15 protein-coding genes and 1 pseudogene are annotated in these 13,477 nt (G+C 60.5%); 9 read left to right on the top strand and 7 right to left on the bottom strand.

What is annotated here, in order from left to right:
* From AS026_RS19860 to AS026_RS19850, 3 genes are all read left to right on the top strand, one after another.
* Positions 1 to 321, top strand: a 321-nt coding sequence (locus AS026_RS19860; protein ID WP_425349738.1) for an electron transfer flavoprotein subunit beta/FixA family protein, incomplete at its 5' end; no start/stop codon positions are given.
* Between the two features lie 25 nt (positions 322 to 346).
* Positions 347 to 1,288, top strand: coding sequence for an electron transfer flavoprotein subunit alpha/FixB family protein (locus AS026_RS19855; protein WP_062371251.1), 942 nt, complete (start codon positions 347 to 349; stop codon positions 1,286 to 1,288).
* Positions 1,289 to 1,436: 148 nt separating this feature from the next.
* On the top strand, positions 1,437 to 2,318 hold the full coding sequence (locus tag AS026_RS19850) for a 3-hydroxybutyryl-CoA dehydrogenase (protein ID WP_025662821.1): 882 nt from the start codon (positions 1,437 to 1,439) through the stop codon (positions 2,316 to 2,318).
* Positions 2,319 to 2,410: 92 nt separating this feature from the next.
* Here AS026_RS19850 and AS026_RS19845 read toward each other — a convergent pair whose 3' ends face one another.
* From AS026_RS19845 to AS026_RS19825, 5 genes are all read right to left on the bottom strand, one after another.
* Positions 2,411 to 2,941, bottom strand: a complete 531-nt coding sequence (locus AS026_RS19845) for a hypothetical protein (protein ID WP_018857804.1) — start codon at positions 2,939 to 2,941, stop codon at positions 2,411 to 2,413.
* Between the two features lie 273 nt (positions 2,942 to 3,214).
* Positions 3,215 to 4,411, bottom strand: coding sequence for an arsenite efflux MFS transporter ArsK (gene arsK / locus AS026_RS19840; RefSeq protein ID WP_062371249.1), 1,197 nt, complete (start codon positions 4,409 to 4,411; stop codon positions 3,215 to 3,217).
* Positions 4,386 to 4,814 (bottom strand): arsenate reductase (glutaredoxin), encoded by a 429-nt coding sequence (gene arsC, locus AS026_RS19835; protein WP_062371247.1) that lies wholly within the window; start codon positions 4,812 to 4,814, stop codon positions 4,386 to 4,388. The genes arsK and arsC overlap by 26 nt, the downstream gene beginning before the upstream one ends.
* A complete protein-coding gene (locus AS026_RS19830; RefSeq protein WP_062371244.1) occupies positions 4,811 to 5,512 on the bottom strand; it encodes an aquaporin in 702 nt (233 codons plus the stop codon). The genes arsC and AS026_RS19830 overlap by 4 nt, the downstream gene beginning before the upstream one ends.
* Before the next feature lie 30 nt (positions 5,513 to 5,542).
* Positions 5,543 to 5,896 (bottom strand): ArsR/SmtB family transcription factor, encoded by a 354-nt coding sequence (locus tag AS026_RS19825; RefSeq protein ID WP_025662817.1) that lies wholly within the window; start codon positions 5,894 to 5,896, stop codon positions 5,543 to 5,545.
* Positions 5,897 to 5,938: 42 nt separating this feature from the next.
* Here AS026_RS19825 and AS026_RS19820 point away from each other — a divergent pair, with 42 nt between their 5' ends.
* Together AS026_RS19820 and AS026_RS19810 are read left to right on the top strand one after the other, a co-directional pair.
* Positions 5,939 to 6,454, top strand: a complete 516-nt coding sequence (locus tag AS026_RS19820; protein WP_062371242.1) for a DUF6428 family protein — start codon at positions 5,939 to 5,941, stop codon at positions 6,452 to 6,454.
* A gap of 759 nt (positions 6,455 to 7,213) precedes the next feature.
* A complete protein-coding gene (locus tag AS026_RS19810; protein WP_062371238.1) occupies positions 7,214 to 7,894 on the top strand; it encodes a peroxiredoxin-like family protein in 681 nt (226 codons plus the stop codon).
* 82 nt (positions 7,895 to 7,976) lie between these two features.
* Here AS026_RS19810 and AS026_RS41295 read toward each other — a convergent pair.
* Positions 7,977 to 8,120 (bottom strand): annotated as a pseudogene (locus AS026_RS41295) (TlpA family protein disulfide reductase); the annotation flags it as partial.
* 125 nt (positions 8,121 to 8,245) lie between these two features.
* Here AS026_RS41295 and AS026_RS19805 point away from each other — a divergent pair.
* The gene (locus AS026_RS19805; RefSeq protein ID WP_062371236.1) at positions 8,246 to 9,619 is read left to right on the top strand and encodes an alkaline phosphatase family protein; all 1,374 of its coding nucleotides are present in this window, start codon (positions 8,246 to 8,248) and stop codon (positions 9,617 to 9,619) included.
* Here AS026_RS19805 and tlpA read toward each other — a convergent pair.
* A complete protein-coding gene (gene tlpA, locus AS026_RS19800; protein WP_018857793.1) occupies positions 9,597 to 10,259 on the bottom strand; it encodes a thiol:disulfide interchange protein TlpA in 663 nt (220 codons plus the stop codon). The genes AS026_RS19805 and tlpA overlap by 23 nt on opposite strands.
* A gap of 41 nt (positions 10,260 to 10,300) precedes the next feature.
* Between tlpA and argH the strand changes: the two genes are divergently transcribed.
* The 3 genes from argH (at position 10,301) to lysA (ending at position 13,358) form a co-directional block, all read left to right on the top strand.
* Entirely contained in the window at positions 10,301 to 11,701 is a 1,401-nt protein-coding gene (gene argH, locus AS026_RS19795; RefSeq protein WP_018857792.1) for an argininosuccinate lyase, read from the top strand.
* Positions 11,702 to 11,780: 79 nt separating this feature from the next.
* Entirely contained in the window at positions 11,781 to 11,975 is a 195-nt protein-coding gene (gene lptM, locus AS026_RS19790; protein WP_018857791.1) for an LPS translocon maturation chaperone LptM, read from the top strand.
* Positions 11,976 to 12,089: 114 nt separating this feature from the next.
* Positions 12,090 to 13,358 carry a diaminopimelate decarboxylase gene (lysA, locus tag AS026_RS19785; RefSeq protein WP_018857790.1) on the top strand — a complete coding sequence of 423 codons (1,269 nt, stop codon included), beginning with the start codon at positions 12,090 to 12,092 and terminating at the stop codon, positions 13,356 to 13,358.
* The last annotated feature ends 119 nt before the right edge of the window (positions 13,359 to 13,477 follow it).

Raw genomic sequence — 13,477 nt, 5'->3', positions numbered from 1 at the left:
ATCGAAGTTGCTGGCCCTGGGGGCAAGGCCCAGGTGACGCGCGAGGTCGATGGCGGCCTGCAGACGATCGAGGTCAAGCTTCCGGCCGTCGTCACATCAGATCTGCGCCTGAACGAGCCGCGCTACGCGTCGCTGCCGAACATCATGAAGGCGAAGAAGAAGCCGCTCGACAAGAAGACGCCGGCCGACTTCGGCGTTTCCACCGCGCCGCGTCTGAAGGTGCTGAAGACCGAGGAGCCGTCCGGCCGCAAGGCGGGCGTCAAGGTCAAGTCGGTTGCCGAGCTGGTCGAGAAGCTTAAAGTCGAAGCCGGCGTGCTTTAAAGGTTCGAGAAAGGGAGATATATCCATGGCCATTCTTCTTCTGGCTGATCACGACGGCAACCACCTTTCCGACCAGACCGCCAAGGCGCTGACGGCGGCGACACAGATCGCCAAGGAACAGGGAAGCGACGTCACCGTGCTTGTCGCCGGCGCCGGCGCCAAGGCCGCGGCCGAACAGGCTGCCAAGCTGTCGGGCGTGTCCAAGGTGCTGGTTGCCGAGGACGCAAGCCTTGCCAACAATCTGGCCGAGCCGCTGGCCGCCCTGATCGTTTCGCTGGCCGCAAGCTATGATACGATCATCGCCGCCGCCACCTCGACCGGCAAGAACGTCATGCCGCGCGTCGCCGCCCTGCTCGATGTCGCGCAGGTCTCCGAGATCATCGAGGTCGTCTCCGCAGACACGTTCAAGCGGCCGATCTATGCCGGCAACGCCATCCAGACGGTGCAGGCGACCGACGCTAGACGAGTCATCACCGTGCGCACCGCGTCGTTCGCCTCCGCTGCCGAAGGCGGTTCTGCCCCGGTCGAAGCTATTGCGGCCGCGGCCAACCCTGGCCTGTCGAGCTTCGTCAAGGACGCGCTGTCGGCCTCCGACCGTCCGGAACTGACGTCTGCGAAGATCATCATCTCCGGTGGCCGTGCCCTCGGCTCGGCCGAAAAGTTCAAGGAAGTCATCCTGCCGGTCGCCGACAAGCTCGGGGCTGCCGTCGGCGCCTCGCGCGCTGCCGTCGATGCCGGCTACGCCCCGAACGACTGGCAGGTCGGCCAGACCGGCAAGGTCGTCGCTCCTGATCTCTACATCGCCTGCGGCATCTCGGGTGCCATCCAGCACCTCGCCGGCATGAAGGATTCGAAGGTCATCGTCGCCATCAACAAGGACGAGGAGGCGCCGATCTTCCAGGTTGCCGACTACGGTCTCGTCGCCGATCTCTTCGAAGCACTGCCGGAACTGCAGAAGGCGCTCTGATGCGTGCAGATGCCCTTATTTCGCACTTGCGAATGACTGGAAAATTATCTTTTTAAGGGCTACTACTTCTGCCGGGCGATCATTTGCCCGGCAGTTTTGTTAGAAAAATGCGGCAGCGCGGCGGCGCATGCCGAGCGGGGGTTTGGAGATGAACGCGGTGTTGAAGACGATTGGCATTATCGGCGCAGGCCAGATGGGTTGCGGCATCGCGCAGGTTTCGGCAGATGCAGGCTATAAGGTCCAGCTCTACGATCTCTCCGAGGAACGCGTCCAGCACGGCCTGGCCACCATCAACGGCAACCTCGCCCGCCATGTGACGAGCGGCAAGATGACGGACGAAGAGCGTTCCGCCACCCTCGCCCTGATTTCCGGCTCCTCCGACATCAACGATCTTGCCGCGTCCGATCTCGTGATCGAAGCCGCGACCGAAGACGAAAACGTCAAGCGCAAGATCTACGCCCAAGTGTGTCCGGTCCTGAAGCCGGAAGCAATCCTTGCCACCAACACGTCCTCGCTCTCGATCACCCGGCTCGCTTCCGCCACCGACCGCCCCGAGCACTTCATGGGCATCCATTTCATGAATCCGGTGCCGGTCATGAAACTCGTGGAACTGGTTCGCGGCATCGCGACGGACGAAGTGACCTTCGCAACCGCCAAGGACTTCGTCGCCTCGCTGGAGAAAACGGTGACGGTCGCCGAGGATTTCCCGGCCTTCATCGTCAACCGCATCCTGTTGCCGATGATCAACGAAGCCATCTACACGCTCTACGAAGGCGTCGGCACCGTCGACGCCATCGACACCGCCATGAAACTAGGCGCCAATCATCCGATGGGGCCGCTGCAGCTTGCCGATTTCATTGGCCTCGACACCTGCCTGTCGATCATGCAGGTGCTGCACGACGGCCTGGCTGACTCGAAGTATCGCCCCTGCCCGCTGCTGGTGAAATATGTCGAAGCCGGCTGGCTCGGCCGCAAGTCCGGGCGCGGCTTCTACGATTATCGCGGCGATACGCCGATCCCGACCCGCTGACGCCAACCGATCTCGACGATCCGCACGGTCTCGTTTCATTCTTGCCGTTCGAAGGTTGTCCGCCGAAACTGATGAGCTGGCGAAACCAGAACCTATGCGCCGCGAGCATCGCGCTTCGCCTGCGAAACGGCGCTCGCCTTCCGCAGTCTACCGCGCTCCATGGGGCGGATGAGATCTTTGCGCTTTGTGCTTTCGATCGAGTGCATGCCTGCGTGGGCCTGCCGCGTGTTAAATGACTCGTCCTTCTCGCTTTTCGCTTCTTTCCTTCGTGCCAACGCGGCGCGCATGTTCTCGACCATCTGAATTTTAGCAAGCATTCGACGCCGGCGGGCCTGTTCCGCGTTCACGCTGCGCACGCCCATGGCCAGAACTTCGAGTTTGCCTCTCGTGCCTGTATCCTTGCGTGCCGGTGTCGCCCCTTTGGGTTGCGCCTTGCCTCTCATTTCCCTGCGCTGTCTGTTCGCCTCGCTTTGCGCACGATCGCGCCTTTCACGGATTCGCTTGGCGAGATCAGAGAGATCTGTATCCGACAAATCCTGCATTGCCGGATGGTGAGTCTTTTGAACGAGCTGCCATTCGTCCGCCGTTAGCAAACGCTCTGCCTGCTTGCGCGAAATTGCCATCTACGCCTCCTACGCTATCGCATCAGTACACCGACTTGGTTCGAGAGGGCTCGCTGCGCAACAGCAAAGCGAGCTAGAGCTTCGAAAGCTTGGTTCGGTCGCGGGTCCAACTTATCCGCGCGACTGTGTCTGATTCGCAAACCTAGCGCTGACGGCAAGGTCGGCAATACACTTGCAGTGTCGCTAGTCGCACGGTCACTGCGATAGAAGTACTCTAGGTTGCCGGCGCTCGCGACCGGCCACGGCTTCCGGTCGGCGGTGCGCCAACCGCAATCATCGCAACGCCGGGATGGAAAGTAGCGCGATGATGGAAAGCCCGCCTAAAGCAGCGGCCGTGCCGAGCGACTGTGCGATGCCGAAGTTCTCCATCGCAAAAGCCAGGACGAACGGCGCAAGCGCCGACAGGATCAGCCGCGCTGCCATCATTCTCCCTTGCAGCTTGCCGTAACCGTCGCTGCCGAAGAGATGCAGAGGCAGCGTACCGCTGACGAGGCTCAGCAGGCCATTACCCATGCCGAAGATCGCGGCGAAAGCCATCGCACCCGGCACGGACGGAGCCGTGAACAGCAGCACCAACACGCCGCCCGGAATCAGCATGGCCGCGATCACCGCCAGATGGATTGCCGGCAGGTTCTTACCGAAGACCATGTTGACCAGCCGGCTGCTGACCTGCGATGGGCCGAAGAGTGTCCCCACGAGGGCAGCGGCTCCGCCGAGCCCAAGTCCGGACAGTAGTGGCACCAGATGCATCAGCGTGGCCGAACTGACGAGCGACATCAGTGATAAGCCGCTGACCATGATGGCAAAGCCGAGCCGGCGGCGAGCAGGAGGCAAGATCCCCTCCACTCGCGGGGCGGCGACCAATGCCGCCGTCGTCCGTTGCGTGCTCCTGCTGCGCGACAGCAATGCATGGATCGGCAGGCAGATGGACAGGTTGAGAACGGCGAAGATCAGATAAACGTTCTGCCACGTAAGATGCGCATTCAGCGCCGCGGTGATCGGCCAGAAAATCGTCGAGGCAAAACCGGCAATCAGCGTCAGATAGGTGATGCTGCGGGATGCAACCTGTGGCCGGATCTGCACAAGCAGCGCGAAGGCTGCGCCGTACTGAACAAGGTTTGCGGCAACTTCGACGGCGATGAGCGCGGCAACAAACACGGCCTTGTTGGGCGCGAGAGCGCAGGCGGCCAGAGAGACGGCAGCAATAAACGAGCCCGTAGTCATCACCCGGCCGGCGCCGATCCGGTCAAACAGCGCTCCCAACCACGGAGCCGTTAGGCCGCCGACCAGAAGCGCCGCAGAGAGAGCGCCGAAGACCCATTCCTTCGACCAGGCAAACTGCGCGGCCATATCGGGAGCAAGAATGCTGAAACTGTAATAGAGGGTGCCGTAGCCGATGATCTGTGTCACACCGAGCGCCAGCACGGCCAGAAGCGGCACGCGTTCAGACAAGGCGTTTACCTTGGGCATCGAGAACCTGCTGCCCGTCTTCCTTGGCGAACGGACCTTTGTGGGTGCCGGGCAGGATATCCAGGACGACCTCCGAAGGCCGGGCGAGGCGCGTGCCCAGCGGGCTGATGACGAAGGGACGGTTGATCAGGATCGGGTCTTCCAACATGGCATCGAGCAACTCGTCATCGGTCAGGTCAGGGTTGTCGAGTCCGAGTTCGGCGTAGGGCGTATCTTTCTCGCGGATCGCGGCACGGACGGTCAGGCCCGCATCCGCGATCATCTTTATGAGTTGTTCACGGCTCGGCGGATCCTTCAAGTATTCGACGACCACAGGTTCGATGCCCGCATTGCGGATCATTGCCAGCGTATTACGCGAGGTGCCGCATTTCGGATTGTGATAGATCGTGACGTCGATTGTCATGGCGCAGGTTCCGTTTCAGTCAGTGATTGAGGATTGCGAGCTTCCATCAGCAGCCAACTCGCCAGCAACAGCGCCAGCAATGCGCCGAGGATTTCTGCGACAATAAAACCCGGCAGATCGACCGGGCGGATGCCGGAAAAAGTGTTCGTCAGCGAGCGGGCGATAGCGACCGCAGGATTGGCGAATGAGGTCAAAGCGGTGAACCAGTAGGCCGCCGTGATATAGAGGCCGACCAGCAATGCCACGGCATCGGCGCGAAAGCGCAGACCGGCGAGGATGACGAAGACGAGGCCGAACGTCGCGGTCACTTCGGCCAGCCACCGCGCGCTGCCAGTGCGGATGGTGGTCGAGACCCGCAGTAGAGGCAGTCTGAACATGGCATGCGCGAGCAGCGTTCCGGCAACGCCGCCAAGGATTTGTGCACCGATATAGGCCTGCACCGAAGAGGCAGGCATCGCTCGGCGGAACGCAAGAACCAGCGATACGACCGGATTGAAGTGAGCGCCGGAAATCGGCCCCAGGATGGTGATCAGCACAACAAGGATCGCCCCCGTTGCCAGCGTATTGGCGAGGAGTGAAAGCGCCGGATCCGACGTCAGTCTGTCCGCCATGATGCCCGAGCCGACTACGGTCGCGACCAGAAGAGCTGTGCCCAACGCCTCCGAGGCAAGGCGACGGGAGAGCGGAAAAGATGTCATGGCCTCAGGTCCCGGACCAGATCAGGACGTTCATTGAATTTTTCCCTTGCCGGGCGGGCAGCAGGCAGTGACTTCCGCAGCCGGCGCACAGATTTCCGGATGGCCGGCGCAGCAGTCTTCCATCAGGAAGCGTACGAGACCGCCGAGCGCATCGTAATTGGCGGTGTAGATGATCGAGCGGGCTTCGCGCTGCTGGCTGACAAGACCCGCCCGGTCCAGCTCCTTCAGATGGAAGGAAATGTTCGAGGGCGATAGTTCGAGCTTCTCCGCAATCGTCCCGGCGGCCATGCCATCGGGGCCGGCAACGACAAGCATGCGGACGATCTGGAGGCGGGTCTCCTGAGATAGCGCGCCGAACGAAGCAAGGGCTTGACGTTCATCCATAATTCAATATTCCTTGAAATATTGAAACAAGGAGTATCTCATATGAATGTGATCGACAAGGCCCTGTCTTCAGATATCAGCCTCGGCCTTCTGCTTGAGGCCCTGGCGGCATCTCCGGATCTCCCTCTGGCGTTCCGCTACGACGGTCGGTTGGTGAAGCCGGGCTACCATGTCACCGAGGTCAAGGCCGGACAGTTTTCGTCATTCGACTGCGGAGCCAACCCCGAAACGTGGGCGGAGATCTTCGTTCAGCTCTGGGATATCGAGGAGGGCGACCGCACCCACATGCCGGCCGGCAAGTTCGCCGCCATCATTCGCAAGGTTTCCGAACATGTGAAGCTTGATGGCTCGGCGAAGCTGACCTTTGAAGTAAGCGATGGCGTGCAGCCGATGCAGCTCTATTGCGCCTCGGTCCCGGTCATCAGCAACGGTGTGGTGCAGGTTGAACTCGTTGCCCGCGCGGCAAGCTGCAGGCCGCGTGACCGGTGGCTGGCCAAGCAAGCCCAAGAGACGGCCTGCTGCGGGCCAGCGAATGCTGCTACCAAATGCTGTGGCTAAATCCACCACTGACTGCTTGCGACGGATGGGGACGCTGACCGATGATCGTTGTGGCAACGGCGTTACCCAGAGACTGAGGATCGCGGCTTGGCCAGCGAAATTGTCGAGCATCAAGGGTTGCCGTCGTCGCCCTTGGACGAAACCCAGCGATCAGCTTGCGACCCAAAGAATGCAAGCCAGCCCGGCGAAGAAGACCGCAAGAACGAGTGCAAGCCTGGCGAAGATCCAGCAATCGTCTGCGCGATCGAAGGCAACCTCGTGCTTATCGGTGTTCCCAGATGATTGCGCTTGAGCCGCCTGACGCGATTGCACCGCGACGTAATATAACCACCAGCGACCGTACATCGCCTCATCCTTCCAGCAAAACTGCATGACTGTTCAAGCGGCCAGATGATCGACCGCACCCGCTAAGATTATCGGTGCGGGCATATCTTTTCGATTGGATGGACGGGCACCCGATGTAAGCATTGCATAAAGGACGGTGATGGACTTCGCTGGCGGCGGCGGGCCGTTCATGTGGAGATCTGGCCGCCCTCACCGCCGTCCAACAGGCGCCCCGCAGAGCTAGACCAGTTTTGCTGTTTAGCGCTTGCTCGTCGGCCAATGTGGGGCCATTCTCAGGATCGATCCTGGCGGTTCGCCAAGACGAGAGGTCAGGCCTGCAACGCTTAATCTCGACCTCGGCAGCGCCCAATGCGGGCTCGACTTCAAAGCACTTGTCGTGGTGCCTTTCTGATCCCCGCGGCGAGGAGGTTGTTTATGTCTGTGTGCCATGTCGAACATCTGTTGCAACCGGGCGACCAAGCTCCGAACTTTGTGCTGGATGCAATCTCACGCGAAGGGAAGATCGCACTTGATGACTTTCGCGGCCGCAGCCCGCTATTGATCGGTCTGTTTCGGGGCCTGCACTGTCCGTTCTGCCGTCGCCATGTCGCAGCTATGGCTCAGCTCAGCTCGGCGCTGCGCGAGAAAGGCATCGAATCCCTGGTCGTTGTAAGCACCCCGGTAGAACGCGCGCGACTCTATTTCCGTTACCAACCGATACCCAATCTTCTTGCGGCATCCGACCCGGAACGGGCTTTGCATCGCGCCTTCGGCTTGCCCGTCCTCGAGTTCACGCACAATGAGACCGACTGGCCATATAAGGTTGGAATGGACGTGGTCATGGCAATGCGGGTCGATCGACCGGGAGAGTTGCCGGAACCAATGGCCCCGCCCATAGCAGGCGATCTTCTCAACAAAAAGGACCGGTACGAATTTACGGAAGCCGATCGGCAGGTGAGCCTCGCCGGACACATGCAGCTTGTCGGTCACTTCTTGCTCGATCGAGAAAGTGTGGTGCGTTGGAGCTTCACGGAGGTCGAAGACGAGGGGCGAAATGTGTGCCAGGCGCTCAATCCCGAAGAGCTTCTGTCGGCAGCTTCTCAAATCGCACATTAACAACGAAAAATTCAGAGTGGTGTAGCAGATGCCACCTAGCCCATCCGCTGTTCTGCACGCAAGCGGCCATAAGCCGCCTTGCCTACGACCCTGTCGCGCCCTTGATCAGCGCCTTGGCATCGTCGCTGTCCCAAGCCGCGGGGCCGTTCAAGGCGGAGATCAAGCAGCCCTTGCCGTCGATCAAAAGCGTGACGGGGAGGCCTTCCTTCTTCAGGCTGTTCAAGACCTCACCGCGGCTTCGACGGCCACCGCGACGAGCTTCTGGCTGTGTCCGCTAAATAAAGTCGCTCAAAAGCATATACGATTGCTGAAGGTTTATTGATTAGCCTTGGATCGAGCCGAGGGACATCGATGAACAGCACGAGCAAGAAAAGCGCTTCGAACGACATGCTGAAAAGGCTGGCGCAGCCAAATACATGGCTTCTTGCACTGGTGGCAGTGGTCGTGCCGAATCTGATCTTCCTGCTCGCAACTCCGTACTTTCTTGTCTACCGGCTGGTTTCGCCTCCCCTTTATTTCCTGGCAGCGATGATTTCCCTTTGGCTGCGGCCACCGTTTGTTTATGTCCTTTTCGGGCTCGTGGCGATTATCGACTTAAGCTTGGTGGTCGCAGTCATGTTCTACTTACCCCTGGCAACCGCCTTTCATACGATTCGCTATCTTGCATCGATCGATGTCGCCGCATCTGCTTTTTACATCGGCGCAATTTCTCTTTTTCTTTTCAACGCGCTTGGAACAGCTTGGCTCGTAAACCGGCATAGAAAGGCGCTTTGCGCTGCCTCGCCATTGCCCGCGGCCATCCTGGCCGCTGCGCTGCCCGTGGCAGATGGCTACGTCAATCGCTCATACGTAAAACAGCCTGCCTCACATTTTGAAAGTGCGATGGCACTGAACGGCCTTGATGCCGAAAGCATAACCAAGCGCGGACGGAACCTGCTGATCGTCATAGTGGAAGGGCTTGGCTCGTTTTCCGACCCCGGGATGAAAGCCCTCTTGGCCAGCAAATTTGAAAGTGCAGCAGTTAAAGCGGGCTACAGCGTACTCTCCGGCAGAAGCAACTTTGAGGGCTCAACCACCTCTGCCGAGTCACGCGAACTATGCGGGCGATGGGGGAATTTCACCGACTATCTGCGCGCCGAACAATACGACTGCCTTCCTCGACAACTTGCCGAAAGGGGTTTCGCTACAATCTCCTACCACGGCTATTCCAGCGAAATGTTCGATCGAGATGTCTGGTACCCCCGGATTGGCATAAAAGAATCCCATTTCCTCGACGACCTTGCACGCGATCGGCAGCTCTTCCCATCCCGATGCGGCAGCGTCTTCAACGGCCTTTGTGATGGCGAAGTTGGTGACGCAGTTCATCTCCGTCTTCTGGCCAAGAGCGCGCAGCCGATGATAGTCTACTGGTTGACGCTTAACTCGCACATACCCTACGTCGCGAAACCTGGAGGCCAGCTTCATTGCAGGACCAACGAAGCAATCATCAAGAACCAGCGCGTTTGCGAATTGACCGAGATCTGGGCAGAGGTTTTCGACAAGATTTCCGAGATTGCAGCCGATCCAAAGCTACCATCGACGGACATCCTCGTTGTCGGTGACCATACAACACCATTGTGGGAAAAGCGGGCGGCTGTCGCGTTTACGCCAGGCAAGGTCGACTGGTATTTTCTTCAAACGCGTCAAAGTGCTCAGACACAGCTTACGAACCTATCGCGCCCTTGATCAGCGCCTTGGCATCGTCGCTGTCCCAGGCGGCGGGGCCGTTCATCGCAGAGATCAGGCAGCCTTTGCCGTCGATCAAAAGCGTGACCGGCAGGCCGAAGGCGAGGCCTTCCTTCTTCAGGCTGTTGAAGACCTCGATCGTGTTGTCGCGGTAAAGCTGCAGCGCGTTTACGCCGATCTCGCTGAGAAAGGCCTTCGGCTTCTCGTCGTCGCCGGTGTCGATGTTGACGGGCACGACCTGGAACCTGTCGCTGCCCAGCTCCTTCTCGAGCGCGTTCAGCGCCGGCATTTCCTCGCGGCAGGGTACGCACCACGTCGCCCAGAGATTGAAGAGCACGGTCTTGCCGGCGAAATTGTCGAGCGTCATCGATTTGCCGTCCCCGCCCTTGAAGGAAACGGTGGTAAGCCTGCGGTGCTCGTCAGGAGCGACCATCGCCGCCACCTGTCCCTTGAGCAGCGGCGCGATTCTCGCGGCGATCTCCTTTGTCGCCGCGCATTCGCCCGAGGCCGTTTGCGTCCTGCCATTGCCAGACCCGGCTTCCCTGATGTAAACCGCTGCCGCACCGGCAATAATGCCTGCGACGGCCGCGATCCCGATCAGCTTCAGGGATGGCAGGCGCAGGGACTTTCTTGTCGTCATTTCATTCTCCGAGACACGCGTTCTTCAAGGCAGGCATCGTCATGGCCGACAGCACGGATACCAAATCTTCCAACCAGATGTGGGGCGGCCGTTTCGCCTCCGGTCCCGATGCGATCATGGAGGAGATAAATGCCTCGATCGGTTTCGACAAGAAGCTGTTTGCCCAGGACATCCGCGGTTCTATCGCCCATGCCACCATGCTTGCCCACCAGGGCATCATTTCGGCAGACGATAAAGTCAAGATCGTCGAAGGGCTAAACACGATCCTGTCAGAGATCGAGAGCGGCAGTTTCGAATTCTCCCGCAAGCTCGAAGACATTCATATGAACGTCGAGGCACGCCTCGCCACGCTGATAGGCCCGGCCGCCGGTCGCCTGCACACAGCCCGCTCCCGCAACGACCAGGTCGCGCTCGATTTCCGCCTCTGGGTCAAGGAAGAGCTGCAGAAGACCGAGCAGCTACTGACCAACCTGATCGCCGCCTTCCTCGACCGCGCCGAAGAGCACGCCGAGACCGTCATGCCGGGCTTCACGCATCTGCAGACCGCCCAACCCGTCACCTTTGGCCACCATTGCATGGCCTATGTCGAAATGTTCGGCCGCGACCGCTCGCGCGTGCGCCATGCAATTGAGCATCTGGACGAGAGCCCGATCGGCGCGGCAGCGCTTGCCGGCACCGGCTATCCGATCGACCGCCACATGACGGCAAAGGCGCTGGGCTTCCGCGAGCCGACACGCAACTCGATTGACACGGTTTCGGACCGCGACTTCGCCATCGAGTTCCTGTCGATCGCCGCCATCGCAGGCATGCACCTGTCGCGTCTGGCGGAAGAAATCGTCATCTGGTCGACGCCGCAATTCGGCTTCGTGCGCCTGTCGGATGCCTTCTCCACCGGTTCGTCGATCATGCCGCAGAAGAAGAACCCTGACGCCGCTGAGCTGGTGCGCGCCAAGACCGGCCGCATCAACGGTTCGCTGATCGCACTTCTGACAATCATGAAGGGCCTGCCCCTCGCCTATTCCAAGGACATGCAGGAAGACAAGGAACAGGTCTTCGACGCTGCCGAAAGCCTGGAGCTGGCAGTATCAGCCATGACCGGCATGGTTCGCGACATGGCCGTCAACAGCGCGCGCATGAAGGCCGCTGCCGGTTCCGGGTATTCGACCGCGACCGACCTTGCCGACTGGCTGGTGCGCGAAGCCGGCCTGCCGTTCCGTGACGCGCATCACGTGACCGGCCGTGCGGTGGCGCTGGCCGAGAGCAAGGGCTGCGACTTGGCCGAGCTGTCGCTTGCCGATCTGCAGGCGATCAATGCCGGTATCACCGACAAGGTTTACGACGTCCTGACGGTCGAGGCATCGGTTGCAAGCCGCAAGAGCTTCGGCGGCACGGCGCCGTCGGAAGTGCGCAAGCAGATCGCCTATTGGCGAGCCCGCAACTGACCTCAACAATCAGGGTGCACAAGCTGGATAAACTTCGCTATGAAGGTGTCCACCAGTGCCGCTTCCCAAGAGGAATTCCATGCAGAAGAGCTTGCCGCAGATCGTCCGCCTGACGGTTGTTTTCGCCGTGATCGGCCTTGCCGTCGCCGGGTGCGGGCGAAAGGGCGATCTCGACCCGCCGAGCGCGAACGCAACGAAGACCGGTGACTCGTCCAAGCCGACGCCGCAGCCGGGCAGGGTCGACAGGCCCTTCATCCTCGATCCGCTTCTCTAAGGCACGCGGCGATCTTTCGGATTCGCCAGCAGCGCTTTAGCCTTTGTATTTATGCATGTCCTGATCCCGAAACCGGTTCCCACGTCGGGAGACATGCTTTGAGAGGCCACTGACGTGAACCATTTCGACTACCGCGACGGCGTTCTCTACGCCGAAAACGTTCCCGTTCCCGAGATCGCCAAGGCCGTCGGCACGCCTTTTTATGTCTATTCCACGGCCACTCTCGAGCGCCACTACCGCGTCTTCTCGGAAGCCTTCAGCGATGTCGACGCGATGGTCTGCTACGCCATGAAGGCGAATTCCAATCAGGCAGTGCTAAAGACGCTGGGCAATCTCGGCGCCGGCATCGACGTCGTATCCGAGGGAGAGCTGCGTCGCGCACTGGCCGCCGGTATCCCGGCATCGCGCATCATGTTCTCCGGCGTCGGCAAGACAGCGCGGGAGATGGACCTGGCCCTCGAGGCCGGCATCTATTGCTTCAACGTCGAGTCCGAGCCGGAACTCGAGATCCTCAACCAGCGCGCCGTCAGGGCAGGCAAGAAGGCCCCTGTCTCCTTCCGCATCAATCCCGATGTCGACGCCAGGACGCATGCGAAGATCTCGACTGGCAAGAAGGAAAACAAGTTCGGCATTTCCTGGGAGCGCGCCCGCGCCGTCTATGCCCGCGCAGCAAGCCTGCCCGGCATCGAAGTGACCGGCATCGACATGCATATCGGCAGCCAGATCACCGACCTGCAGCCATTCGAAGACGCCTTCAAGCTGCTGCGCGAACTGGTCGGCACGCTACGCGCAGAGGGCCACGATATCCATCACGTCGATGTGGGCGGCGGCCTTGGCATCCCCTACCGGGACGACAACAACCCGCCCCCATCGCCGGAAGCCTATGCTGCGATCGTCACGAACACTCTGCGCGACCTCAACTGCAAGATCGTCACTGAGCCCGGCCGCCTGATCGTCGGCAATGCCGGCATCCTGGTCACCGAAGTGATCTACGTGAAGGACGGCGGCGAGAAAACCTTCGTGATCGTCGATGGCGCGATGAACGACCTCATCCGTCCGACTCTCTATGAGGCCCATCACGAGATCCGCCCCGTAGTGATCTCGGCAGCGAACGCGCCGCGCATCAAGGCGGATATCGTCGGCCCCGTATGCGAAACCGGCGACTATCTGGCGCTCGACCGCGAAATGGCGATGCCGAAGTCCGGCGATCTTTTCGCCATCAGCACCGCCGGCGCCTATGGCGCGGTTCAGGCCGGCACCTATAACAGCCGCCTTCTGGTTCCTGAAGTGATCGTCAAGGGCAACGATTTCCACGTGATTCGCCCGCGCGGCACCTACGAAGAGCTCATCGCCCTCGATTCCATCCCGGCCTGGCTGGACTGATCACCGCCTGGCGGGGGCATCACTTTTTGGCGAAGAACCGTGAAAAACCGGCATTGGCTGGGGCTTGCCCTCGCCTTCGCCACAAAGAATGCTATCCTTGATCGAGAGCGAATTGCCCC

Origin of the sequence: Rhizobium altiplani, from assembly GCF_001542405.1 — a bacterium.
Lineage (GTDB): Bacteria > Pseudomonadota > Alphaproteobacteria > Rhizobiales > Rhizobiaceae > Rhizobium > Rhizobium altiplani.
Note: the sequence above shows the minus strand (reverse complement) of the source record. Positions and strands in the feature narration are given on the sequence as shown.

What these genes read in the sequence shown, in the direction of transcription:
- AS026_RS19810 (WP_062371238.1), top strand. Translation starts at nt 7,214, where the DNA reads ATGTCTGTGTGCCATGTCGAACATCTGTTGCAACCGGGCGACCAAGCT.
- AS026_RS19845 (WP_018857804.1), bottom strand. Translation starts at nt 2,941, where the DNA reads ATGGCAATTTCGCGCAAGCAGGCAGAGCGTTTGCTAACGGCGGACGAA.
- AS026_RS19850 (WP_025662821.1), top strand. Translation starts at nt 1,437, where the DNA reads ATGAACGCGGTGTTGAAGACGATTGGCATTATCGGCGCAGGCCAGATG.
- AS026_RS19825 (WP_025662817.1), bottom strand. Translation starts at nt 5,896, where the DNA reads ATGGATGAACGTCAAGCCCTTGCTTCGTTCGGCGCGCTATCTCAGGAG.
- arsC (WP_062371247.1), bottom strand. Translation starts at nt 4,814, where the DNA reads ATGACAATCGACGTCACGATCTATCACAATCCGAAATGCGGCACCTCG.
- argH (WP_018857792.1), top strand. Translation starts at nt 10,301, where the DNA reads ATGGCCGACAGCACGGATACCAAATCTTCCAACCAGATGTGGGGCGGC.
- AS026_RS19855 (WP_062371251.1), top strand. Translation starts at nt 347, where the DNA reads ATGGCCATTCTTCTTCTGGCTGATCACGACGGCAACCACCTTTCCGAC.
- AS026_RS19830 (WP_062371244.1), bottom strand. Translation starts at nt 5,512, where the DNA reads ATGACATCTTTTCCGCTCTCCCGTCGCCTTGCCTCGGAGGCGTTGGGC.
- AS026_RS19805 (WP_062371236.1), top strand. Translation starts at nt 8,246, where the DNA reads ATGAACAGCACGAGCAAGAAAAGCGCTTCGAACGACATGCTGAAAAGG.
- AS026_RS19820 (WP_062371242.1), top strand. Translation starts at nt 5,939, where the DNA reads ATGAATGTGATCGACAAGGCCCTGTCTTCAGATATCAGCCTCGGCCTT.
- arsK (WP_062371249.1), bottom strand. Translation starts at nt 4,411, where the DNA reads ATGCCCAAGGTAAACGCCTTGTCTGAACGCGTGCCGCTTCTGGCCGTG.
- lptM (WP_018857791.1), top strand. Translation starts at nt 11,781, where the DNA reads ATGCAGAAGAGCTTGCCGCAGATCGTCCGCCTGACGGTTGTTTTCGCC.
- tlpA (WP_018857793.1), bottom strand. Translation starts at nt 10,259, where the DNA reads ATGACGACAAGAAAGTCCCTGCGCCTGCCATCCCTGAAGCTGATCGGG.